Source organism: Haloarcula laminariae, assembly GCF_025457605.1.
In the GTDB taxonomy this organism is placed as follows: domain Archaea; phylum Halobacteriota; class Halobacteria; order Halobacteriales; family Haloarculaceae; genus Haloarcula; species Haloarcula laminariae.
Genome location: NZ_JAMZFY010000002.1, coordinates 227710 through 248485, shown reverse-complemented (window position 1 = coordinate 248485; position 20776 = coordinate 227710). Strand labels below are relative to the sequence as shown.

Below are 20776 nucleotides of genomic sequence, written 5' to 3'. Positions count from 1 at the left end.
CTTACAACTGAGTGCGGCTGGACTCGCGGGCCTGGCCGGCTGTGGTACGGGCGACCAGTCAGGCCCTGACGGTTCCAACGGGGATATGGCCTCGAGCGCCACGGCCTGGAGCTGGGACGTGGCAGCGAAGGCCCTGGACACCGTCGACGAACCCTACGAGGAAGAACACGGCGGCGACATCACCGTCGAGCAGTTCGGTCGCTCGAACATGAAAGACAAGTTCCGGTCGCGTGTTCTCTCGGGGTCGGGCGCGCCGGCCGTCGCCACGATGGAGAGCGTCGACGCGGCCGCCTGGGTCGACACGGGCGGCCTGCGCGACATCGGCGACTGGATCGACGACGCCGGTATCCGGGACGAGTTCGTCTCCGGGAAGTGGGGGCCGCTCACCAAGGACGGGGGGACGTACGCGCTCCCGTGGGACGTCGGCCCGGTCGCCGCGTTCTACCGCAACGACGTGGCAGATGAACACGGACTGGACATGGACGGTATCGAGACGTGGGACGAGTTCATCGCGGAGGGCGAGAAGTTGCCCGACGACGTCGCGATGTTGAATCTACCGCCCAACGACTACGACGGCGTCTGGCGGATGATGTTCCGTCAACTGGGCGGGCTTCCCTTCACCGACAGCGGTGCGGTCAACATCAACTCCGAGAAGTCCCTCCGCGTCGCTCGCCAGATGAAGGAGGCACACGACGCCGGAATCACGTCCAGCGTCGCCTCCTGGTCCAGCGAGTGGTTCAGCCGCGCCAGCGAGGGGACAATCACCACGATACTGAGCGGCGCGTGGCTGGAGGGGACACTGAAATCCGAAGTCGGGGACACCGCCGGGAAGTGGCGAGTGATGCGCCCGCCGGCCTACGAGTCCGGCGGCAATCGCGCCACCAACTGGGGCGGTTCGAACCTCATCATCGCCGACCAGGTCAGCGAGGCCAAGGCCCGGCGAGGCTGGGACTACATGCAGTTCGCGCTCGGCACGAAGGAACAGCAGGTCACGATGTACGAGGAGTACGGCCTCTTCCCGGCCTACAAGCCCGCCTACGAGTCGGACGTCTTCGACCAGGGGTCGGAGTTCCTCGGCGGACAGGCCGCCGGTCGGCTGTTCGCCGAAATCGCGCCGAACATCCCCACCTACAAATACACCACCGACACCCCCGAGATCACCAAGGCCATCAACAGCGAGTTCGACCGCATGATCAACGGGCAGATCTCACCGAAAGAGGCTGTCGACACGGCAGCACAGCAGGTCGCCGACCGGACCGGTCGGGACCTCGCGTAACACCGACACCACCCTTTCATGTCAACCAAGTATTCAGACCCGGTTAGGGACAAATTCGACGCGGTCCGCGAGCGGGCCGGCGAGGCCGTCGCCCCGGTGTGGGAGTCGGTGATAGACGCCGTCCGTCCGCTCCGACAGCGACAGATACGCCGGACGCGCGCGGCCGCCGACAAGCTGCCGTTCTCGGTCGGCGTCCCGTACCTCTTCCTGGCACCGTTTTTCGTGCTGTTCAGCGCGTTCCTGCTGTTCCCGGTCCTCTATACGGTGTTCCTGTCTTTTCACACCTACGAGGGAATCAGCACTACGACGCTGTTCTGGATCGACGTCGGACCGATACAGTACCGGCTGACGCGGATGGCCCAACTGGAGTTCGTCGGGCTCCAGAACTACCAGCGGCTGCTAGGCGATACGCTGTTCCAAAACGCCCTGGCGAACACGACGTTTATCCTCCTCGTGCAGGTGCCGCTGATGATCGTTCTCGGCCTGGCGCTCGCGCTCGCGCTGAACGCCTCCTGGATGCGGTTCAAGGGGCTGTTCAGGACGACTATCGCGCTACCGGTCGCCGCCAACCTCGTCGCGTACGCCACGGTCTTCCTGCTGCTGTTGCAGGACAACGGGCTCGTCAACAGCGTCTTCCAGATGGTCGGGCTCCCGACGATACCGTGGCTCAGTGGCGGGACGGCGCTGTTGCCCGGCCCGCTCAAGTCGGTGCTTGGCACCGGCTTCTGGCCGCGCGTATCGCTGGTCGGCGCAGTCACCTGGCGCTGGACGGGCTACAACATGATTATCCTGCTGGCGGGGCTTCAGAGCGTCCCGAAGCAGCTCTACGAGGCCGCCGAGATAGACGGCGCGAGCCGCTGGGAGAAGTTCCGCTACGTCACGCTCCCGCAGCTGCGCCCGGTCCTGTTGTTCGTGGTCGTCACCTCGACTATCGGGACCTTCCGGCTGTTCTCCGAACCGCTGATAATTTCCCAGGGGGGCGCGCCGCTGTCGGCCACCCGGACGCTGGTGGTGTACATCTACAACATCGCGTTCCAGCAGTTCCAGCTCGGCTACGCCAGCGCGATGACCGTCGTGCTGGTGGGTATCGTCGCCCTGCTGTCTATCGCGCAGCTCCGCATCGGGAGTGATTCCGATGCGTAATCTCAGTCGCGACGAGGCCGCCTGGCGGTTCCTCGGCTACACCTTCGTGTTGCTGGCGACGCTGCTGATGGTCGTTCCCATCTACTGGATTGTCGTCGCCTCGACGCTACCCGAACAGGCGTTCCTCTCGGCCGGAACCGACATCCAGCTGTTGCCCGGCTCGAACTTCCTGGCGAATCTCGACGCGCTGCAGTCCCGCGAGAGCGTCGACTTCATCCAGAGCATCGGGAACTCGGTGTTCATCGCAGTCGTCTACACCCTCCTGTCGCTCGTGCTGTGTTCGATGGGCGGGTTCGCCTTCGCGAAGTACGAGTTCAAGTTCAAGGAGCCGATATTCTACTCGATTCTGGCGACGCTGACGCTGCCTATCCAGCTGCTCGTCATCCCGCTGTTCCTGATGATCTCCCAGATGGGGCTCTCGAACTCCTACTGGGCCATCATCCTGCCGTGGGCGGCCAACCCGCTGGGCATCTTCCTGATGCGCCAGAACATGAGACAGATTCCCGACGCCCTGCTGGAGTCGGCGCGCATCGACGGGGCGACGGAGTTCCAGCTCTACTACCGTATCGCGCTCCCGACGATGAAGTCGTCGCTGGCGGCCCTGGCCATCGTCCTGTTCCTGTTCCAGTGGAACCTCTTTCTGTACCCGCTGGTCGTGCTCGAACAGGGCAAGTACACCATTCCGGTGGCTATCAACGAACTGGTCGGCGCCCAGCGCGTCTACTACGACCAGATCATGGTCGCGGCGGCGCTCAGCATCATCCCGCTGTTCCTGGTGTTCCTGTTCCTCCAGCGCCACTTCGTCAGCGGGATTCTCGCAGGCTCGGTCAAGGAGTAATCAATGGCACAAATCAATCTCGACACGGTACGAAAGGAGTTCAGCGACAACGGGCGCACCATCGTCGCCGTCAACGACCTCGATTTGACCATCCGGGACGGGGAGTTCCTCGTCCTGGTCGGTCCCTCGGGGTGTGGCAAGACGACGACGCTGCGCAGCGTCGCCGGACTCGAAGAGGTAACGTCAGGCACCATCACGTTCGACGACGAGGATGTCACCGGCCTCCGTGCGCGTGACCGCGACGTGGCGATGGTGTTCCAGAACTACGCGCTGTACCCCCACATGAACGTGGAGCGCAACATCGGGTTCGGGCTGCGGCTCTCGACGGAGCTCGACTCCGAGGAGATAACCCGCCGGGTCCGGGACACCGCGGAGATGCTCGGCATCGAGGAACTCCTCGAAAAGAAGCCGAAGGCGCTCTCGGGCGGCCAGCAACAGCGCGTCGCGCTGGGGCGGGCCATCGTCCGGGACCCCGAGGTGTTCCTGATGGACGAGCCGCTGAGTAACTTAGACGCGAAGCTTCGCGCCCAGATGCGGACCGAGCTCCAGGAGCTGCAACACGAGCTCGGCGTCACCACCGTCTACGTCACTCACGACCAGACGGAGGCGATGGCGATGGGCGACCGCATCGCCATCATGGACGACGGCGAGCTCCAGCAGGTCGGCACCGCCGAGGAGGTCTACCGCACCCCGAACAACGAGTTCGTCGCGAACTTCATCGGCTCCCCGTCGATCAACCTGATGAGCGCGACCGTCGAGGACGGCCGCCTGACGGGGCCCGGCGGATTCAGTTACCAGCTCGACGACCCGACTCCGGTCGAGGGGTACGACCGCGTCCGCGTGGGCATCCGGCCCGAGGACATGACCCTCGTCGAGGACGGCATCGCGGCGTCGGTGACCGTCGTCGAGCAGATGGGCAACGAGAACTTCTGTTACATGGAGCTCGGCGACGTCGACCTGACCGCCCGAATCGACGCCAGCCTGCGGCCGAGCCCCGACGAGACCGTCCAGTTCGGCTTCGAGGAGACGGCGCTGTACCTCTTCGACCCCGAGACCGGGGAGTCGCTGAAGACGATGACCGACGAGACCGACGTCTCCGTCCAAGACTACGTCGCACAACCTGAGTAACATGATTATCACTGACTACGACCTCTACGAAGTGCCGCCGCGATGGCTGTTCCTGCGTCTCGAGACGAGCGAGGGAATCGTCGGCTGGGGCGAACCAGTCGTCGAGGGCCGCGCTCGCACCGTCAGAACGGCCGTCGAAGAACTGCTCGACACCTACCTGCTGGGGAAGGACCCGATGCGCATCGAGGACCACTGGCAGACGATGTACCGCGGCGGGTTCTACCGCGGCGGTCCCGTCCTGATGTCCGCCATCGCCGGTATCGACCAGGCGCTGTGGGACATCAAGGGGAAACACCACGACATGCCCGTCTACGAACTGCTCGGCGGGAAGGCCCGCGACCGGATGCGGGTCTACCAGTGGGTCGGCGGGGACCGGCCCGAAGGCGTCGCCGACGCCGCTCGCGAGAAAGTCGAGGAGGGCTTTACCGCGTTGAAGATGAACGCCACGGCCGAACTCCGCCGGGTCGACTCCCCGTCGGCCGTCCGTGCCGCCGAGGACCGCCTCGCCGCTGTCCGGGACGCCGTCGGCGAGAAGATAGACATCGGCGTCGACTTCCACGGCCGCGTCTCGAAGTCGATGGCGAAGAAACTCGCCGCGGCCCTGGAGCCGTACGACCCGATGTTCATCGAGGAGCCGGTGTTGCCCGAGCACAACGACGCGCTCCCGGAGCTCGCGCGTCACACGACCACCCCCATCGCGACCGGCGAGCGGATGTTCTCCCGGTGGGACTTCAAGGAGGTCTTCGAGGACGGCTGTGTGGACATCATCCAGCCCGACCTCTCGCACGCCGGCGGCATCACCGAGGTCAAGAAGATAGCCTCGATGGCGGAGGCCTACGACGTGGCGATGGCGCCCCACTGCCCGCTGGGCCCCATCGCACTGGCGGCCTGTCTCCAGGTCGACGCCTGCTCGCCGAACGCGCTCATCCAGGAGCAGAGCCTCGATATCCACTACAACGAGACCAGCGACGTGCAGGACTATCTCAAGGACCCCTCGGTGTTCAACTACCGTGACGGCTACGTCGACCTGCCCGAGGGGCCGGGACTGGGTATCGATATCGACCACAGCTACGTCCGGATGCAGGCCGGCGAGGTCAACTGGCACAACCCGGTCTGGCGTCACGACGACGGGAGCGTCGCGGAGTGGTAAGATGAACCGCTTCGAAGATACTACCGCTATCGTCACGGGCTCGACCAGAGGCATCGGCGCCGGCGTCGCCGAACGGCTCGCGGCCGAGGGCGCGAGCGTCGTCGTCTCGGGTCGCTCCGAGGACGACGGCGAAGACGTCGTCGAGACCATCCGAGAGGCCGGCGGAACCGCCCGCTTCGTCCGGGCCGACATGCGCGAGCCCGACGACATCGAGACGCTCGTCGAGGCGACCGTCGCCGAGTTCGGCGGCCTGGACGTGCTGGTCAACAACGCCGGCGTCGAGACCTACACCGGCGCCGACGAGGCGACGATAGAGGACTGGTCGTTCGTCGTCGAGACGGACTTCCGGGCGTTCTGGCTGGCCGCGAAACACGCCTACGAACACATGGAGTCGGGGGCCATCGTCAACATGTCCTCGAACCACTCGATGGCGACCACGCCCGACATCTTCCCGTACAACGCCGTCAAGGCGGGCATCAACGGGATGACCCGCGCGATGGCCGTCGACTTCGGCCCGCGAATCCGGGTCAACACCGTCGCGCCCGGGTGGGTCGAAGTCGACCGGACCACCGGCGATATGGAGCCGGAGCGCCGCCGGGAACTCGAGAGCATCCACCCGACAGGACGACTGGGAACGCCAGAGGACGTCGCCGGCGCCGTCGCGTTCGTCGCGAGCGACGACGCCGCGTTCGTCACGGGGAGCACCATAACGGTCGACGGGGGGCGCACGGCCGTCCTCCAGGACGACTTCTTGCCGGACTACCGGGAGGAACGATGACTGTCGGCGTCTGTTACTTCCCCGAGCACTGGCCCCGGGAGCGCTGGGAGCGGGACGTCGAGCAGATGGCCGAGGCCGGCCTCGACTACGTCCGCATGGGCGAGTTCTCCTGGTCCCGCATCGAGCCCGAGCCCGGCGAGATAGACCTCTCGTGGCTCGAAGAGGCGGTCTCGATAATCGGCGACCACGGGATGGAGGCGGTGCTGTGTACGCCGACGGCGACGCCCCCGAAGTGGCTCGTCGACGAGCACCCCTCGATACTCCAGGAGGAGCCCGACGGGACTACCCGACACTACGGGAGCCGCCGGCACTACTGCTTCAACTCCCCGGAGTACCGCGACCAGACCCGCCGTATCGTCTCGACGATGGCCGAGCGGTTCGCGGACAACCCCCACGTCGCCGGCTGGCAGACCGACAACGAGTACGGCTGTCACGAGACGATTCGGTGCTGGTGTGACGACTGCGCGACCGCGTTCCGGGAGTGGCTCGGCGACACCTACGGCGACGTCGAGTCGCTCAACGAGGCCTGGGGGACGAGCTTCTGGAGCCAGCACCTCCGGTCGTTCGACGAGGTCGACCCGCCGCGGCACACGGCCGCCGAACACCACCCCTCGCGGCTGCTGGACTACTACCGGTTCAGCGCCGAGAGCGCCGTCGACTACAACGCCATCCACTCGGAGCTACTGCGGGAGGCAAACGACGATTGGTTCGTCGCCCACAACTTCATGGGCGATTTCGACTCCTGTGACGCCTACCGCTTTGCCGACGACCTGGACCTGATGACGTGGGACTCCTACCCCACCGGGTTCGCCCAGGACCGACGGCCCGGGGCCGCCAGCGCCGACGAACTGCGGGCCGGCGACCCGGACCAGGTCGGGATGAACCACGACCTCTACCGCGGGGCCAAACAGCAGCCGTTCTGGGTGATGGAACAACAGCCAGGCGACGTGAACTGGCCGCCCTATGCCCCACAGCCCGGCGAGGGAGCCATGCGGCTGTGGGCCCATCACGCCGTCGCCCACGGCGCCGACGAGGTGCTGTACTTCCGGTGGCGCCGCTGCCGGGAGGGCCAAGAGCAGTACCACGCGGGCCTCCGCAAGCAGGACGGCTCGCCCGACAGGGGCTACCACGACGCCGACCGGACGGCCACGGAGCTTGCCGAGCTGGACCTGGACCCGGTCGACGCCGACGTCGCCGTGTTGCACGAGTACGACAACCTCTGGGCGACGAACATCCAGCCCCACGCCCCCGACTGGGAGTACTGGACCCACATGCGCCAGTTCTACGCCGCGCTCCGGGCCCGGTCGGTCCAGGCCGACGTCGTCCACCCCGACCGGGACCTCTCGGGGTACGACGCCATCGTCGCACCCGCGCTCCACCTCGTCGACGAGGAGCTCGCCGGGGCGCTCGAAGCCGAGGTCGAAGACGGGACGGAGCTCCTGCTCACGGTCCGTTCGGGCGCCAAGGACCGCTTCAACAAGCTCCCCGACGCGCCCGCGCCCGGCCCGCTTTCGGACCTCGTCGGCGCGACCGTCGACCAGCACGAGTCCGTCCCCGAGCAGCTGGACCGGCGCGTCGCCTACGACGGGGAGACCTACAGCTACCGCACCTTCGCCGAGTGGCTCGACCCCGACGACGCCAGCGCCGTCGGCTCACACGTCGGCGGCGTCGGCGACGGTCGTGCGGCGGTCACGGAACACGAGTTCGGCGCGGGTCACGCCGCCTACTGCGGCGTCTGGCCCGAGAGCGGGCTCGCCGACGCGGTGGTCTCGGACATGCTGGAGCGGGCGGACGTGGCCCACTCCGAGCGGCTGCCCAGCGGTGTCAGGGCCGCCCATCGCGACGGCTACACCTGGGTGACGAACTTCACGAGCGACCCGGTCACCGTCTCGGTCCCCGACGACGCCCGCTGGGTCGTCGGTAGCGAGACCGTCGGCGCCTTCGACGCGGCGATATACGAGGGAACGACGGCGGAACTCTCACTCGACTGAGGAGAGCCCCGCCTCGCCGGCGGGTCCACCGGATTCGAACACCATGTTCGAAACGGACGAATCCAGTATCTGGAGCATTGTGCCCGTTGAACTCGACTAGCACAGACGACAGGCCCGTCAGGACTCCGCGTCCGTATACCAGTACGCCCACAGTATCAGGACGCCCTGGAGCGGTAACCGTCCCCAGCGAACGAGCGGGGACGGGTCGCCCCCGCCCGGCATCCCCGAGACGACGACTCCGCTGGTCGCCATGTAGACGTTCGCGGGGAAGACAGCGAGGAGAAGCGCGATTGTCGCCCACGCCGCGTACCGCCGGGTGGGCGGCCACAGGAGCCCGAGACCGACCGCGACTTCCGCGAGTCCGGAGAGGTAGACGAGCGCGAGCGGCGCGGGCAACATCGGAGGGACAATCTGGGCGTACAGCCCGGGGACGACGAAATGGAGGAGCCCCGCGACGACGTACGCGGGAGCCATCAGATACAGTAGCGGGCGTTTGAGCGGCGCCAGGCGACGGGACATCTGTCGGCCGCTACGGCGACGGCAGTGAAGGCAGTTTGGGGCGTCCGTCGGCTGTGCGTGTCGCGCCCGCGGTCCGGGAGCGCTGTCGGGGGCAGGCGGCGGGGTTGCACTCGCAAGTCGTCCGGCTATCCGCGCGGAGCGCCACTGTGTTGACATGAGTTCACAGCTGACGGTGAAAGCGGTCGAGGAGCACGGCGACCACTACCACGTGCGGTTTCGGGACGGCGACGAGTTGGACGACCTCGAAACGCCGGACTGGGCGGCAGAACTCGCCGAGTCGGAAGTGCCGGGGAGCAGCGTCCGGATGGGCCAGGACGACACGGACGAGTGGCTCATCCAGAGCGTCCGCGTGCCCGTCACCCTCGTCGACGGCGAGGACGACGCCTCCCGGAAGGCGCTGCAGGTCGTCACCGTCGTCAGCGAACACGAGGCGCCCGACTCGGGGTAATCCCGACGAGCGGTCGCATGCGAGACCGGAGGCTATCGGTGTGAAACAGTAGGAGGTCCGGGCGCGGGAATTGAACCCGCCTCTTAGCCACCACAAGGCTAAAGGATGCCACTACCCCAGCCCGGACACGCTGGCTAAGGCGTTCTGAGGTACTTCGCTGGCACAGAAATACGTTACGGAACGGACCCCCCTGTGCGCCGCCATCGCACGAGACCCGCCACCAGCGACACGGCCGAGTCCCCGATTGGGGGCGGGAGCGGCCGCTCACTCCGTCTCGATTCGCTCGCGGAGCCACGCCGCCGCGTCGGCGACGGCGGCCGGGTCGTCGCCGGTCACTTTCACCCGGCCCGGCGCGTCGGCTTTCCGGGGGTAGCTCCCGACGGCGACGTCGAACCGCTCGCGGGCGGTCGTAATCGCCCCGACCAGGGCGCCCTCCGGCGCCGGCGTGTAGATGGTCTCCGTCGTGCGGTCGCCGCCGAACGCGTCGGCGACGGTCGCGTACATCGCTTTCAGCTCCTCGGGGACGCCGGGGAGGACGTAGACGTTCTCGACGACACAGCCGACGGCGAAGCTCTCGTCGGTCAGCAGCGCCTGGCCGCCCTCGGGGACCGACGCCCACGCGTCGAGGTCCAGGTCCATGTCGTAGCGGTCGACCATCTCGGGGTTGTCGGCGGCGAACTGGTCGGCCTTCGCTTCGAGATGCGCCCGGACGTCCGCGGGGACGACGAGGTCGCGACCGAAGGCCTGTGCGACGCCGGCTTTCGTCACATCGTCGGGCGTCCCGCCGATACCGCCGGTGACGATGACCGCGTCGAACGCCTCGCGATACCGGGCGGCGGCGTCGGCGATGACCGGCTCGCTGTCGGGCACGGTCAGCACGCGAGTCACGGTCGCCCCCGCCGCCGTCAGCTGGCGGCTCAGCCACGACGCGTTCGTGTTCTCCGTGTCACCGGCCAGCAGTTCGTCGCCGACGGTGAGCAGTGCGACATCCATCCGTTCGTTCTGAGGGTCTGGCAGTGGTAAGCGTTTGGCCGGGTGGCCGTCGGTTCGAGTCGAAATCGAGGGGCTAACGGGCCTCCGTACCGACCATCGGCTATGGACGTTCCAACCGTCACGAACGGGCTGCCGGCGCTCGGTCTCGGCACGTACAAGAACACGGGCGAGCAGGCGACCGAGAGCGTCAGGACGGCCCTGGAGATGGGGTATCGTCACATCGACACCGCGGCGTACTACGACAACGAGGCGGCGGTCGGCGCCGGCATCGAGGCCGCGTCGGTGCCCCGGGAGGAGGTCGTCGTCGCGACGAAGCTCTGGTACGACGACCTCGCCGGCGACGACGTGGTCCCCGCCGCGGAGGCGAGCCTCGACCGGCTCGGGCTGGACTACGTCGACGTGCTCTACGTCCACTGGCCGGCGGGGAGCTACGAGGCCGACGAGACGATGGCAGCGTTCAACGAGCTCTACGACGAGGGGCTTGTCGAGAACGTCGCCGTGAGCAACTTCACGCCCGAGCAGATGGCGACCGCACAGGAGCACTCCGCGGCGCCCATCGTCGCGAACCAGGTCGAGCTGCACCCGCTCCTCCAGCAGGACGAGCTCCGGGCGTACTGCGAGGACGAGGACGTCGCCGTCGTCGCCTACGCGCCCATCGCCCGGGGGAAGGTGGCCGACGTGCCGGAGCTGACCGAAATCGCCGACGCGCACGACGCCAGCGAGGTGCAGGTCGCGCTGGCGTGGCTCCGCCAGCGCGACATCGTCGCGATTCCGAAGGCGACCAGTGAGGCCCACATCCGGGCGAACTGGGAGAGCCAGCAGCTCACGCTCGACGATGAGGAGCTGTCACGAATCGACGGTCTCGACTACGACGAGCGGCTCATCGACCCCGACTTCGCGCCGTGGTGAGTACCGGGGCGACGGCGGTGCGCTGACAGCGCCAGCAGGTGGGGGCCAGGTATCACGGTCGGGTCCCTCGTCCCCGCACGGACACGGGCGCGCAGCTGTACGAGACGGCGGGGTGGCGGCGAGGGCGACTGGTAGACGAAAGCGACTGGCGGCCGGCGAGAAAGGAGTGCCCGCTTTGAACCAGAGAGGTCCCGTTTGTCAGGCGTTGATGCGACCCTTGCTGGCCGAGAGGTCGCGTTTCCGTTCGTAACTGACGTCGTATCTGACCATGGAGCCGGACTGGTCGGCGGACAGGACGCCCTCTTCGCACAGCTTTTCCAGCAGGGGTTCAAGCATCGAGTACGTAATTCGAACCTCCCACTGCTGGGCCAGCGCTCGGCGGATGAATCGTTTGTTCGCGGGTCCCGCAGTCGAGAGGTAGTCGAGGATGTCTTCCTCGATCTGGTACTGTGGCATCTACCTCCCACTGGAGGCCAGAGGGTAATAAACGTGCTCTGACACGAATTCGAGTAAAAATTAAAAACAGACCGTAGAGTCGGTCGCTGACCAGACAACTGAATGTCAAGAGTCCGAACGTAGTGTCCAGTACCTGTCAGACATGGGTGGCGGGCGACACTCACGAATCTCATAGAAGACACGAGAAGCGGCGTCCAACGAGGCCCCGCAACGGCAGTTCTCGGACAGTCGGCCGGGAGCGGCCGACCTCAGACCAGCACGCACCTCACGTCGTCATCGTCCCGTCCGAAACGCCCGGTATCTCGTCGGGTGAAACACCAGTCGGTTCCGCCGTCGGTGTGCTTTGGCTCTGGACGACGGAACAGCCCGCTATCGTCACCGAGACCGGAACGAGGGAGACAGACAGTCTTCGTGTCATCATGTCGACTGTCAACTGGGTATTGGGTAAGGGCTCAAGAGGCTCAGACAGCGGTTTGTGCGTGACCGCTCCGCACGGGACCGGATAGCGGACACCAGTGCTATCCGTTCGTCGCCGAAATGACTCGTATGCCCACCGAGAAAAAGAAGATGCTCGCCGGGGAGCTGTACGACCCGCGGGACCCGGAACTCGTCGCCGCACGGGAGCGCGCGCGGGAACTGGTCCGGTTGTACAACCGGACGGCGGCGACCGACCGGGAGAGCCGACTGCTGCTCCTCGACGAGCTGTTCGGCGAGGTCGGCGAGGAGCCGACCGTCGAGCCGCCCGTCCGGTGTGACTACGGGGACCAGATCAGCGTCGGTGACCGCTTTTTCGCGAACTTCGGCTGTGTCTTCCTCGACGTCTGTGCCATCGAGTTCGGGGACCGGTGTCTGCTGGGACCGTCCGTCCACGTCTACACGGCGACCCACCCGCTCGACGCGGTCGAGCGAGCCGAGGGCAAGGAGTACGGCAAACCGGTCACCGTGGGCGACGACGTCTGGATCGGGGGCCAGGCCGTCCTCAATCCCGGCGTCGAGGTCGGCGACCGGTCGGTGGTGGCGTCGGGGGCCGTAGTCACCCGGGACGTCCCGGACGACGTCGTCGTTCGGGGAAACCCCGCGGAAGTCGTCAGAGAGCTGGACTGACGAACGGCCCCGCGACGAGTGGCGTGTCCACCCCACAGCGTGACGCCACCACGACCGGAGACTGGGCTGTCGTTGCAGCGGGGAAACAGCAGCCGGTTTTACGGTCCCATCGCGTCCCCGCCCATACATGGAGCTTAGCTTCAACGGCCCGTCCGGAACGCTTCAGGTCGCGCTCGCGGTGCTTCTCGGACTCGGAACGCTCGGCTACGGGGGGTACAGTTACGCGGCGCAATCGACCGCACTGGGCTCGTCGGAGACGGTCGAAGCGACTGTCATCTCGACCGGGGTCGAGTCTACCAAGAAGCAACACGGGACGAGCTACACCCCGCGCGTGACGTTCAACTACACCTACGACGGCGAGCGATACACCTCCACGAACGTCTATCCCGGTGAGTTGCCACGGGAGTTCGACAGCGAATCCGAGGCGAGAGCACAACTCGACGGGTACGCGGCCGGCCAGACCGTAGACGCCTACGTCCGACCGTCGGCCCCCGGAAACGCGTACCTCAAACACGAGCAGAGCGACAAGCCGTTGCTCGTGATGGGGTTCGGCGCACTCTTCCTGCTTGGGACCGCGGTCTCCGTGGTCAGGAACTAGGGTGACCGGTATTCGGCTGTCCCCGCCCGGTCACGGGGAACCCCGGTCGATTCAGTGGCGGGCGCCTGCCCCACCGGTGCCGCGTTACAGGAGGCGTGTAGATAGTGCCCCGCGCGAGCGAGAGCGGAGCTCCTACGGTGTCGCCTGCGGTACGTCTCCGTTCCGCGGTCGTGACGCCGGTGAGCCGTCCCGGGACGCTTTTACTCGCCCGGCGACTACGGACGGCTACGCGTGGCTATCACGGACAAGATATACGTCAAGAACCACCAGCAGCTCGCCTCCCAGCTGGAGACGAGCTTCCCGAAAGGGGCGTTCAAGGGGGCGACGCTCGACATCCTCTTCCAGGGCGAGGGGCTGGCGAAGCTCGACGACGCCTCCCGGGAGCGGGTGCTGGATTTCGCGGAGGACTTCATGGACTGTGAGTGCCAGGCCGCCCCGCACTGTGGCTGCCCGGAGCGGAAGTTCATGACCTACCTGCTGGAACTGCGCGAACAGGGGCTCGGGCCGGACGCCATCGTCGACGTGATGACCGACGACTACATGCTGTATGCCTACCCCGGCGACGTCCTCTCCTTTCTGGACAACAGCATCCGAACGCTGGAAGCCATCGAGACGCTCGCGGGCGTGGACGGCAACCGCGAGATGGAGCGACTGGCCGGCGAGCGCCGAAACAACCTGGCCAGATAGGCGCCGTCGCGTGGGCCTGTGGAGACGGCCGAGAAGGAATCCGGAATCGACAGGCCAGTGACGGCCGAAAACAGCCAGTCAACCCGAGCTAGTACTCGTCGTCGAAGCTGCCGATGCGGTAGGAGGCGTCCTCCTCCTCGCCCTCGTCTAAGTCCTCGAGGTGGATGACCTCGTCCTGGTCCATCTCGTCCAGTTGCGTGCGCAGTTTGGTGACGTAGCGCTTGTGTTCCTCCAGTTGCTCGCGGAGGTGTTCTGCTTCCAGTTCGAGGCGCTCGTGCTCGCGGACGAAGCTCTTTGGCACCTCGACTTTCGGCGGGAAGCTCTCGGCGTTGGTCTCCTCGGCGTTTGCGGCCTCGATCTCGTGGTCCGGCGCGACAGTCACCTGCCCGTCGTGGTCGACGAGCGTGTCGACGTAGTCGCGAAAGACCGCCGACAGCGAGATGTCGCGTTCCTCCGCTATCTCCCGGAGGGTCTCGAACTTGTCCTCGCTGACCCGGAACGAGATAGTCTTGTTCTTGTTCCCCATCGTTGTGTCCTACTCGTCTCCCCTGGTATATAATCGTTTGTCAGACGCTCGCACGCTACAGCAGGCAACGACACGCGAAACGGTTTACCAGCGCCGCCACGACGCGACGGTATGGACCCGACCGCACACCATTTCGCCGTCACCGTGAGCGACCTCGACCGCGCTATCGCCTTCTATCGCGACACGCTCGGCCTCGAGGTGCTGAGCGAGTTCGCCGTCGGCGGGGAGGCGTTCGCCACCGGCGTGGGTATCGACGGCGCGAGCGCGCAGTTTGCCCACCTGGAGGCCGGCGACGCCCGCATCGAACTCGTCGAGTACACGCCCGAAGGCGAGCGGGCCGCCGAGACCGAACTCAATCAGCCCGGAGCGAACCACCTCGGGCTGGAGGTCGACGACCTCGACGCGGTGTACGACTCGCTGCCCGAGAGCGTCGAGCCCATCGCCGATCCACAGACCACCGAGAGCGGGACCCGTATCTGCTTTATCCGGGACCCCGACGGCACGCTGCTCGAGCTGCTCGAACTCTGAAAAACCGAGCGCGACGGACCGTCAGTCGGCGCTGGCTTCCGCGGCGTCTTCCATGCTCTCTAAGGCGCCGACGACGGACTGGCGGTACGGCTCCACGTCGTCGCCGTACTCCTCGTGGGCCATCCGGACGTACTCGTCGACGTCCGGGCCCTCCGGGTCGGCGTCGGTGAAGCGTCGGATGCGTTCGAGGGTCCGCTCGGCCGCCTCGACGACCCAGCGGTCACGCGTCGCCTCGTCGACCTCCGAGATGGACTCGGGGCGCACCGAGACGTTCACGTCGCCCTCGTCGGTCTCGTAGGTTCGGGGCTTGCCCACAACGGCGACGTAGGCCGGCGGCTCCAGCTCGCGCAGCATCGAGGCGGCGTCGGGCTGGTACTGCCCGGCGTACATGAAGAACGTGTCGCCGTTCGGGTCGACGACCCGCCCCTGCCAGTACTCGCTGTCCTCGCCGACGTCCTCGGTCTCGGTGAGGGTGCCGACGAGGAACACGCGGTTGGCCCGCTGGCCAGTCGGCAGGAGGACGTACACCGGCGCTCGGTCGTCGTCGGACTCCTTGAACGTGTAACTCGCGTCGTTGAACTCTCGTGCGAAGACGCGCCGGGCGACTTCGCGGGTTGGGGTAGTAGCCATCTATATCGACCTCGCTTTGATGAGTAGTTCGTCCGCATCCACGGGCCCGCGCAGCCGCTCCTGCTCGTCCGCCAGGACGTAGCGTCCGAAGGTCGGACCAGTGACCCTGTAGTAGCGCCCGAGGATGTCGGCGCGCATCTCGTCCGCGACGACGGTCGTATCGAGCGCGTCCATCGCCATCTCCTTGGCCTCTTCGAGGGTGATGCCGGTGAGTTTCTCCGTGGCCTCCTCGTCGAAGATGACCTCCGTGACCTCCTCGCCGTCGTCTAAGACGCCCTTGATTCGGAGGTCGAACTCCCCTTCGACCTCGCCGTGTTCGCTACAGCGGCCGTTCTGGAGGACGCGAGTGCAGTCCTCCTCCGGACAGCGCTTGATGAGCCCCGAGCCCGACTGGATGTCGACCAGCGCGCCCTCGACCTCGACGCTGTCGTCGCCGACCGCTATCTCCTCGTCCAGCTCCTCGATGGTCGTCGTCCGGTTGAGTTTGACCGAGAACCGGCCCTGGTACTCGTCGGTGACGACGTTTCGGAGGCTGTAGGACTTGCCCTCCTCCAGTTCCGGCAGGTCGGATTTCGACCACTTGGTGAACTTGATGGTGCCCGTCTCGTCGCCCAGCAGCCCGACCTGGGCCACGGCGTCGGCGCGGGGCTCCCATAGCTCGACGACGGTCGCGCGGATGTCGACCCACTCCTCGGGGGCGTCGACGTCCGCGAGGTCGACCTGTTCGTTGCCGCCGTTCCCGCCGCCGAGCTGGTCGCGCTCCATCCCGGCCTCGTCCAGGTAGGTGTTGACGACGCTGCGCCGGGCCTCGGTCGCGGGTACCTTGTACTCGTTGACCAGCGTGTCAAGTCGCTCCTCGACGTCGTCGACGTCGATATCTAGCTGGTCGGAAAACTGCTCGTGTATCTCTTCGGCGTGGGTACGCAAATCTGTCTCTGACATTGGCTTTCACTGTCTCCGCTTTGTTTTTCGGTGGGAGACACCCGAAGGTTGGTCGGCTTCGGTTATAAACTCTCGTTTAGCGTGGTGAAAGTGAAAGCCGGGGACGGCCAACTGGTGAGCAGCTGGCCCCGTCGGGAAGATTGATTTGCCGGCGGCCGATAGCGTGGGTATGGCCGACGACGACGACCGCCTCGGACGCTTCATCAGCGGGAGCCTCCGGTCGGTCGGAAACCAGCTCTCGGAGGCCAAACGCGCCTTCAGCGACGGGAAACGGGCCGCGATGGCGGGACTCCCGCGGGACGAGGACGGGCGGGCGCGCATCGTCTGTCGCCGCCACGCCGACCGCCGCGCCGTCTCGCTCGACGAGCGGGCCCGGCCGGAGTGTTTCGACCCCGACCACCCCGACTGCCAGGGCTGTGTGGAGGACATCGACGAGGGTACCATCGAGACGTGGTGACAGCTTCTTGTCAAAACTGACATTACAGTCGCCGGCGAGTGGGCGGGTATGGGTGTCCTCCGGCAGTTCTGGCTCACGGTCGTGCCGCTGCTGTCCGGGCTCGCTGCCGTCGGCCTGCTCGTCCTCGCCGCGCTCTTTCCCGACCAGCTGTTTGCCGTCGGCAGCGCCGGCTACATCGCGACAGCCGCCGTCGCGCTGGTCTGTCTCGGACTGTTGGTGTGGCAGCTCGCGACCGGCGACGGCGCCGCCCGCGACCGGTTCCAGCCGCCGGAGTAGGCGAGGGTCCGACCACCGGGAGGACCCTCGAAAGCGACGCGGTGAACGGAGTGAGCCGCAGAGCTGCTGGTCTCGCCTGCTCCACGGGTCGCTACGCTCCCCGTTCCGCTACGAGGAAGCTCCCTTCGGTCTCCCGCCTGCTCCACGGGTCGCTACGCTCCCCGTTCCGCTACGAGGAAGCTCCCTTCGGTCTCCCGCCTGCTCCACGGGTCGCTACGCTCCCCGTTCCGCTACGAGGAAGCTCCCTTCGGTCGCTTCCTCGCTAGCTCCGCATCATGCCACCGTCAACGGCCAGCGCGGTCCCGGTGACGTACGACGACCGGGCCGACGAGAGGTACGCGACCACGTCGCCGAGTTCCTCGGGCTGACCGACCCGCCCCAGCGGCGCGTCGGACCACGCTTCGAGGCCCTCCTCGTAGGAGTCGTACTCGCCGCGCTCGACGCCGGACTCGACGATTTCCTCGATTCGCGGCGTCTCGTGGGTGCCCGGGAGGACGGCGTTGACCCGCACTTCGGGGGCGAACTCGCGGGCCTGGGTCTTCATCAGACCGATGACCGCTCGCCGAACGGCATTCGAGAGGACGAGGTCGTCGATGACCTCCCGGACCGAGCTCGAAGTGATGTTGACGACGGTCCCGGCGTCGGAGGCCTCGAGGTGGGGGTAGGCCGCCCGCGTCGTCCAGACGACGCTCATCACCAGCAGGTCGTAGGCGGTGTACCACTGGCGCTCGGTCGTCTCCATGAACGGGCCGGGTGCGGGGCCGCCCGCGCTCGTGACGACGTGGTCCAGCCCGCCGAACCGGTCGACGGTCTCCTCGACGAGCGCCTCTATCTCGTCGGGGTCGGTGATGTCGGCCTCGACGGCCAGGACGTCGCCGTCACCGATGCCTTCGAGGGCCTCGCGTGTCTCCGCGACGTGTTCCGGTGTCGTTCCACAGACCGCCACGTCCGCGCCCTCGCGTGCGAACCGCTCGGCGCTGGCCCGTCCGAGTCCGCTCGTCGCCGCCGTACACAACACCGCATTGCCCGCCAGTTCGAGGTCCATGTCCGCATAGACGGGGGAGTCGGGCAAAAAAGTCCGTGCCCTAGCTGCCCCAGAAGTTGTCGCGGCTGCCCAGCCGCTCGTCGTCCTCGTCGTCATCGTCGCCCTGGTAGCCGCCCTCCTCGTCCGCGTCGTCGGCGTCTTCGCTACCCTCGCCGTCCTCGAGCTCCAGCCGCTCGATTTCGTCCGCTCGCGCGTGGTTCGACCGCACCTTGGTTATCTGGACCTTCGACCTGGCCGGCGGCAGGACGCCGTCGACCATGACGATGAAGCCGTCCTCGGTCCGGCCGACGCCGGCCCCGCTCTCGTGGATATCGTCCACTTCGACGACGACCTCCTGGCCCGGCTTGACGGGCTGGCTCTTCAGGTCCGAGATGGGTTGGTTGTAGTGGTTACACCACTCGGCACCCCCGCGATCGCCGTAGTGCGTACACCCCATCCCCTCGATGCGTTCTGTGAAGCTAGGGCAGTCGTCGGCGAGCGGACAATCGGCCATATCCCGGCGTACACCGGCCGCCGGCAAAACGCTTGCGACCTGCCAGACGGGACGGATATCGCCGCGGAGAGGGCCACGCCGGCCCCGCCGTCGAACCCCCCGTCGGTATCAATCGTGAATATCCGCGACGCAGGTATAAATATCGGAGGCCAGTCTGTGCCCCCATGACAGACTACACGGCGATGTTCGGGCAGGGCGGGCTGAACGACCAGGTCGACATCGACTCGCTCGTCGAGGAGATCGGCCTGGACCGCAGCGAGATAGACTGGCGGAAAGAGTTCATCAACTTCGACGCGGCCGACAGACGGCGCCTCGAGTCCCTCCAACCGCTGTTCGAGGACAACGCGGACGCCATCGCCGACGCGTTCTACGAGAACCTCACACAGTACGACGAGACGGTGGAGGTCATCGGCCGGTCGCCGAAAGCCGTCGACGCCCTGAAAGACACTCAGCGAGCGTACTTCGTGACGCTCACCGACGGCGAGTACGACGAGGAGTACTTCAAGAACCGCGCCCGCATCGGCAAGCTCCACGACATCCTCGAGATGCCGATGAAACAGTACATCGGTCAGTACGGGGTCTACTACGACCTCATCCTCCCCTTGCTCACCGAGCGGGCGAGCGAGCACATCACGGAGCAGGTCGAAGCGGCGCTTGGCGACGCCGCGACGGACGGCGGTACCGCCACGGCCGAAGCGGGCGCGCCCGGAGACACCCTGGATATCGTCCAGGACGTGGTCGACGAGGGAATCGCCGATCTCCGCGAGGACATCATGTCGGTCCTGCGCATCATCAATCTGGACATGCAGGTCGTCGCGGACACGTACATCCACTCCTACAGCCAGCAGCTCGAAGCGGAGATCGAGCGCCACCAAAAGCTCGCCACGGAGGTCGAGGAGGACCTCGAAACCCCGATGGCCGAGCTCCGTGACTCGGCCGGCGACGTCACCCGGTCCTCACAGCAGATATCCGACCTGACCGACGACCAGTCCGAGCGCATCCAGTCCATCGCGAGCGAGGTGTCGAACATGAGCGCCACCGTCGAGGAGGTCGCCGCCAGCGCCAACGAGGTCGAGGGTAGCAGCCAACGGGCCCGCGACCTCGCCGAGGACGGCCAGGACGCCGCCGACGATGCGATGGGCGTGATGGACGACGTCGGCGAGGCCGTCGACGAGGTCTCGGAAGACGTCGACGAACTGCAGGACCGCGTCGGGGAAATCGACGCCGTCGTCGAGGTCATCAATGACATCGCCGAGCAGACCAACATCCTCGCGCTGAACGCCTCCATCGAGGCCGCCCGCGCCGGCGAGGCCGGGAGCGGCTTCGCCGTCGTCGCCGACGAGGTCAAGTCACTGGCCGGCGACTCCCAGGAGCGCGCCCAGGAGATAGAGACCCTCGTCGGCGCCATCGAGGACGACACCGAAGACACCGTCGAGAGCCTAGACGAGACGACCGAGCAGATCGAGGCCGGCATCGAGCGCGTCGAAGAAGCGATGAAACTGCTCGACGACATCGCCGAGGCCGTCCAGGAAACCGCCCAGGGCATCCGCGAGGTCTCCGATGCGACCGACGAACAGGCCGCGAGCACCGAGGAGGTCGCGAGTATGCTCGACGAACTCGTCGCACAGGCCGACACCGTCGCCGACGAGGCCAAGCAGATCGCCGCCGCCAACGAGGAACAGGCCGCCACGATAGAGGAGGTGTCCCAGACCGTGCGGCGGCTGACGGAGTGACAGTAGCCGAACTCCGAGGGGGAGACGGGGTATCGCTCCTCCGTCAGAAGTGTCGTGTCAGTTGGTCAAACGACGATTGGTCGACGCCGATCGCCCGCGTCACTGCTGTCCCCATCCAACCGGTGTAC

Annotated in this window: 25 protein-coding genes; 16 read left to right on the top strand and 9 right to left on the bottom strand. The window is 66.6% G+C overall.

Features of this window, described 5'->3' with window-relative positions; translation table 11 throughout:
- Window positions 1–85 precede the first annotated feature (85 nt).
- The 7 genes from NJQ98_RS12780 to NJQ98_RS12750 are packed head-to-tail and all read left to right on the top strand — an operon-like array spanning window position 86 to window position 8304.
- On the top strand, window positions 86–1276 hold the full coding sequence (locus NJQ98_RS12780; RefSeq protein WP_262179261.1) for an extracellular solute-binding protein: 1191 nt from the start codon (window positions 86–88) through the stop codon (window positions 1274–1276).
- Window positions 1277–1294: 18 nt separating this feature from the next.
- Window positions 1295–2419, top strand: a complete 1125-nt coding sequence (locus NJQ98_RS12775; RefSeq protein ID WP_262179260.1) for a carbohydrate ABC transporter permease — start codon at window positions 1295–1297, stop codon at window positions 2417–2419.
- On the top strand, window positions 2412–3257 hold the full coding sequence (locus tag NJQ98_RS12770; protein WP_262179258.1) for a carbohydrate ABC transporter permease: 846 nt from the start codon (window positions 2412–2414) through the stop codon (window positions 3255–3257). Before NJQ98_RS12775 ends, NJQ98_RS12770 begins: the two co-directional genes overlap by 8 nt.
- A 3-nt stretch (window positions 3258–3260) precedes the next feature.
- A complete protein-coding gene (locus tag NJQ98_RS12765; RefSeq protein ID WP_262179256.1) occupies window positions 3261–4385 on the top strand; it encodes an ABC transporter ATP-binding protein in 1125 nt (374 codons plus the stop codon).
- A gap of 1 nt (window position 4386) precedes the next feature.
- Window positions 4387–5535, top strand: coding sequence for a galactonate dehydratase (gene dgoD / locus NJQ98_RS12760; RefSeq protein WP_262179255.1), 1149 nt, complete (start codon window positions 4387–4389; stop codon window positions 5533–5535).
- A 1-nt stretch (window position 5536) separates the two neighbouring features.
- The gene (locus NJQ98_RS12755; RefSeq protein WP_262179253.1) at window positions 5537–6313 is read left to right on the top strand and encodes an SDR family NAD(P)-dependent oxidoreductase; all 777 of its coding nucleotides are present in this window, start codon (window positions 5537–5539) and stop codon (window positions 6311–6313) included.
- Window positions 6310–8304 carry a beta-galactosidase gene (locus tag NJQ98_RS12750; protein ID WP_262179251.1) on the top strand — a complete coding sequence of 665 codons (1995 nt, stop codon included), beginning with the start codon at window positions 6310–6312 and terminating at the stop codon, window positions 8302–8304. The genes NJQ98_RS12755 and NJQ98_RS12750 overlap by 4 nt, the downstream gene beginning before the upstream one ends.
- Before the next feature lie 117 nt (window positions 8305–8421).
- Here the strand turns inward: NJQ98_RS12750 and NJQ98_RS12745 are convergent, their stop codons facing one another.
- Window positions 8422–8823, bottom strand: a complete 402-nt coding sequence (locus NJQ98_RS12745) for a DoxX family protein (RefSeq protein ID WP_262179250.1) — start codon at window positions 8821–8823, stop codon at window positions 8422–8424.
- Between the two features lie 154 nt (window positions 8824–8977).
- On the opposite strand from NJQ98_RS12745, the gene NJQ98_RS12740 reads away from it, so the two are divergent.
- Window positions 8978–9271, top strand: a complete 294-nt coding sequence (locus NJQ98_RS12740) for a hypothetical protein (protein WP_262179248.1) — start codon at window positions 8978–8980, stop codon at window positions 9269–9271.
- A gap of 264 nt (window positions 9272–9535) precedes the next feature.
- Here NJQ98_RS12740 and NJQ98_RS12735 read toward each other — a convergent pair whose 3' ends face one another.
- Window positions 9536–10264: a competence/damage-inducible protein A gene (locus NJQ98_RS12735; protein ID WP_262179246.1), complete on the bottom strand. Its 729-nt coding sequence runs from the start codon at window positions 10262–10264 to the stop codon at window positions 9536–9538.
- Between the two features lie 102 nt (window positions 10265–10366).
- On the opposite strand from NJQ98_RS12735, the gene NJQ98_RS12730 reads away from it, so the two are divergent.
- A complete protein-coding gene (locus tag NJQ98_RS12730; protein WP_262179244.1) occupies window positions 10367–11173 on the top strand; it encodes an aldo/keto reductase in 807 nt (268 codons plus the stop codon).
- A gap of 198 nt (window positions 11174–11371) precedes the next feature.
- Here NJQ98_RS12730 and NJQ98_RS12725 read toward each other — a convergent pair whose 3' ends face one another.
- Together NJQ98_RS12725 and NJQ98_RS12720 are read right to left on the bottom strand one after the other, a co-directional pair.
- A complete protein-coding gene (locus NJQ98_RS12725; protein WP_262179241.1) occupies window positions 11372–11629 on the bottom strand; it encodes a hypothetical protein in 258 nt (85 codons plus the stop codon).
- 265 nt (window positions 11630–11894) lie between these two features.
- Window positions 11895–12050, bottom strand: coding sequence for a hypothetical protein (locus NJQ98_RS12720; RefSeq protein ID WP_262179239.1), 156 nt, complete (start codon window positions 12048–12050; stop codon window positions 11895–11897).
- A 125-nt stretch (window positions 12051–12175) separates the two neighbouring features.
- Between NJQ98_RS12720 and NJQ98_RS12715 the strand changes: the two genes are divergently transcribed.
- From NJQ98_RS12715 to NJQ98_RS12705, 3 genes are all read left to right on the top strand, one after another.
- Window positions 12176–12733 carry a sugar O-acetyltransferase gene (locus NJQ98_RS12715; RefSeq protein WP_262179237.1) on the top strand — a complete coding sequence of 186 codons (558 nt, stop codon included), beginning with the start codon at window positions 12176–12178 and terminating at the stop codon, window positions 12731–12733.
- A 127-nt stretch (window positions 12734–12860) separates the two neighbouring features.
- Complete coding sequence (locus NJQ98_RS12710) at window positions 12861–13331, top strand: DUF3592 domain-containing protein (protein WP_262179235.1); 471 nt, start codon at window positions 12861–12863, stop codon at window positions 13329–13331.
- A gap of 231 nt (window positions 13332–13562) precedes the next feature.
- Window positions 13563–14018, top strand: coding sequence for a DUF5814 domain-containing protein (locus tag NJQ98_RS12705; protein ID WP_262179233.1), 456 nt, complete (start codon window positions 13563–13565; stop codon window positions 14016–14018).
- Between the two features lie 88 nt (window positions 14019–14106).
- On the opposite strand, the gene NJQ98_RS12700 is transcribed toward NJQ98_RS12705, so the two are convergent.
- Window positions 14107–14544, bottom strand: a complete 438-nt coding sequence (locus NJQ98_RS12700) for a DUF8146 domain-containing protein (RefSeq protein ID WP_262179231.1) — start codon at window positions 14542–14544, stop codon at window positions 14107–14109.
- 111 nt (window positions 14545–14655) lie between these two features.
- On the opposite strand from NJQ98_RS12700, the gene NJQ98_RS12695 reads away from it, so the two are divergent.
- The gene (locus tag NJQ98_RS12695; protein WP_262179229.1) at window positions 14656–15072 is read left to right on the top strand and encodes a VOC family protein; all 417 of its coding nucleotides are present in this window, start codon (window positions 14656–14658) and stop codon (window positions 15070–15072) included.
- A gap of 21 nt (window positions 15073–15093) precedes the next feature.
- Here the strand turns inward: NJQ98_RS12695 and NJQ98_RS12690 are convergent, their stop codons facing one another.
- Both NJQ98_RS12690 and NJQ98_RS12685 read right to left on the bottom strand, forming a co-directional pair.
- Window positions 15094–15702, bottom strand: coding sequence for an RPA family protein (locus NJQ98_RS12690; protein ID WP_262179227.1), 609 nt, complete (start codon window positions 15700–15702; stop codon window positions 15094–15096).
- Window positions 15703–16644, bottom strand: coding sequence for a replication factor A (locus NJQ98_RS12685; protein ID WP_262179225.1), 942 nt, complete (start codon window positions 16642–16644; stop codon window positions 15703–15705).
- A gap of 169 nt (window positions 16645–16813) precedes the next feature.
- Between NJQ98_RS12685 and NJQ98_RS12680 the strand changes: the two genes are divergently transcribed.
- On the top strand, window positions 16814–17101 hold the full coding sequence (locus NJQ98_RS12680; RefSeq protein ID WP_262179223.1) for a DUF7091 family protein: 288 nt from the start codon (window positions 16814–16816) through the stop codon (window positions 17099–17101).
- Window positions 17102–17149: 48 nt separating this feature from the next.
- Window positions 17150–17377, top strand: a complete 228-nt coding sequence (locus tag NJQ98_RS12675; RefSeq protein WP_262179221.1) for a hypothetical protein — start codon at window positions 17150–17152, stop codon at window positions 17375–17377.
- Between the two features lie 262 nt (window positions 17378–17639).
- On the opposite strand, the gene NJQ98_RS12670 is transcribed toward NJQ98_RS12675, so the two are convergent.
- Entirely contained in the window at window positions 17640–18422 is a 783-nt protein-coding gene (locus tag NJQ98_RS12670; RefSeq protein WP_262179219.1) for an SDR family oxidoreductase, read from the bottom strand.
- Window positions 18423–18462: 40 nt separating this feature from the next.
- On the bottom strand, window positions 18463–18915 hold the full coding sequence (locus NJQ98_RS12665) for a TRAM domain-containing protein (RefSeq protein WP_262179217.1): 453 nt from the start codon (window positions 18913–18915) through the stop codon (window positions 18463–18465).
- A 164-nt stretch (window positions 18916–19079) separates the two neighbouring features.
- Here NJQ98_RS12665 and NJQ98_RS12660 point away from each other — a divergent pair, with 164 nt between their 5' ends.
- The gene (locus NJQ98_RS12660; RefSeq protein WP_262179215.1) at window positions 19080–20648 is read left to right on the top strand and encodes a globin-coupled sensor protein; all 1569 of its coding nucleotides are present in this window, start codon (window positions 19080–19082) and stop codon (window positions 20646–20648) included.
- Window positions 20649–20776: the final 128 nt, after the last annotated feature.

What these genes read in the sequence shown, in the direction of transcription:
- NJQ98_RS12780 (WP_262179261.1), top strand. Translation starts at nt 86, where the DNA reads ATGGCCTCGAGCGCCACGGCCTGGAGCTGGGACGTGGCAGCGAAGGCC.
- NJQ98_RS12775 (WP_262179260.1), top strand. Translation starts at nt 1,295, where the DNA reads ATGTCAACCAAGTATTCAGACCCGGTTAGGGACAAATTCGACGCGGTC.
- NJQ98_RS12770 (WP_262179258.1), top strand. Translation starts at nt 2,412, where the DNA reads ATGCGTAATCTCAGTCGCGACGAGGCCGCCTGGCGGTTCCTCGGCTAC.
- NJQ98_RS12765 (WP_262179256.1), top strand. Translation starts at nt 3,261, where the DNA reads ATGGCACAAATCAATCTCGACACGGTACGAAAGGAGTTCAGCGACAAC.
- dgoD (WP_262179255.1), top strand. Translation starts at nt 4,387, where the DNA reads ATGATTATCACTGACTACGACCTCTACGAAGTGCCGCCGCGATGGCTG.
- NJQ98_RS12755 (WP_262179253.1), top strand. Translation starts at nt 5,537, where the DNA reads ATGAACCGCTTCGAAGATACTACCGCTATCGTCACGGGCTCGACCAGA.
- NJQ98_RS12750 (WP_262179251.1), top strand. Translation starts at nt 6,310, where the DNA reads ATGACTGTCGGCGTCTGTTACTTCCCCGAGCACTGGCCCCGGGAGCGC.
- NJQ98_RS12745 (WP_262179250.1), bottom strand. Translation starts at nt 8,823, where the DNA reads ATGTCCCGTCGCCTGGCGCCGCTCAAACGCCCGCTACTGTATCTGATG.
- NJQ98_RS12740 (WP_262179248.1), top strand. Translation starts at nt 8,978, where the DNA reads ATGAGTTCACAGCTGACGGTGAAAGCGGTCGAGGAGCACGGCGACCAC.
- NJQ98_RS12735 (WP_262179246.1), bottom strand. Translation starts at nt 10,264, where the DNA reads ATGGATGTCGCACTGCTCACCGTCGGCGACGAACTGCTGGCCGGTGAC.
- NJQ98_RS12730 (WP_262179244.1), top strand. Translation starts at nt 10,367, where the DNA reads ATGGACGTTCCAACCGTCACGAACGGGCTGCCGGCGCTCGGTCTCGGC.
- NJQ98_RS12725 (WP_262179241.1), bottom strand. Translation starts at nt 11,629, where the DNA reads ATGCCACAGTACCAGATCGAGGAAGACATCCTCGACTACCTCTCGACT.
- NJQ98_RS12720 (WP_262179239.1), bottom strand. Translation starts at nt 12,050, where the DNA reads ATGATGACACGAAGACTGTCTGTCTCCCTCGTTCCGGTCTCGGTGACG.
- NJQ98_RS12715 (WP_262179237.1), top strand. Translation starts at nt 12,176, where the DNA reads ATGCCCACCGAGAAAAAGAAGATGCTCGCCGGGGAGCTGTACGACCCG.
- NJQ98_RS12710 (WP_262179235.1), top strand. Translation starts at nt 12,861, where the DNA reads ATGGAGCTTAGCTTCAACGGCCCGTCCGGAACGCTTCAGGTCGCGCTC.
- NJQ98_RS12700 (WP_262179231.1), bottom strand. Translation starts at nt 14,544, where the DNA reads ATGGGGAACAAGAACAAGACTATCTCGTTCCGGGTCAGCGAGGACAAG.
- NJQ98_RS12695 (WP_262179229.1), top strand. Translation starts at nt 14,656, where the DNA reads ATGGACCCGACCGCACACCATTTCGCCGTCACCGTGAGCGACCTCGAC.
- NJQ98_RS12690 (WP_262179227.1), bottom strand. Translation starts at nt 15,702, where the DNA reads ATGGCTACTACCCCAACCCGCGAAGTCGCCCGGCGCGTCTTCGCACGA.
- NJQ98_RS12685 (WP_262179225.1), bottom strand. Translation starts at nt 16,644, where the DNA reads ATGTCAGAGACAGATTTGCGTACCCACGCCGAAGAGATACACGAGCAG.
- NJQ98_RS12680 (WP_262179223.1), top strand. Translation starts at nt 16,814, where the DNA reads ATGGCCGACGACGACGACCGCCTCGGACGCTTCATCAGCGGGAGCCTC.
- NJQ98_RS12675 (WP_262179221.1), top strand. Translation starts at nt 17,150, where the DNA reads ATGGGTGTCCTCCGGCAGTTCTGGCTCACGGTCGTGCCGCTGCTGTCC.
- NJQ98_RS12670 (WP_262179219.1), bottom strand. Translation starts at nt 18,422, where the DNA reads ATGGACCTCGAACTGGCGGGCAATGCGGTGTTGTGTACGGCGGCGACG.
- NJQ98_RS12665 (WP_262179217.1), bottom strand. Translation starts at nt 18,915, where the DNA reads ATGGCCGATTGTCCGCTCGCCGACGACTGCCCTAGCTTCACAGAACGC.
- NJQ98_RS12660 (WP_262179215.1), top strand. Translation starts at nt 19,080, where the DNA reads ATGACAGACTACACGGCGATGTTCGGGCAGGGCGGGCTGAACGACCAG.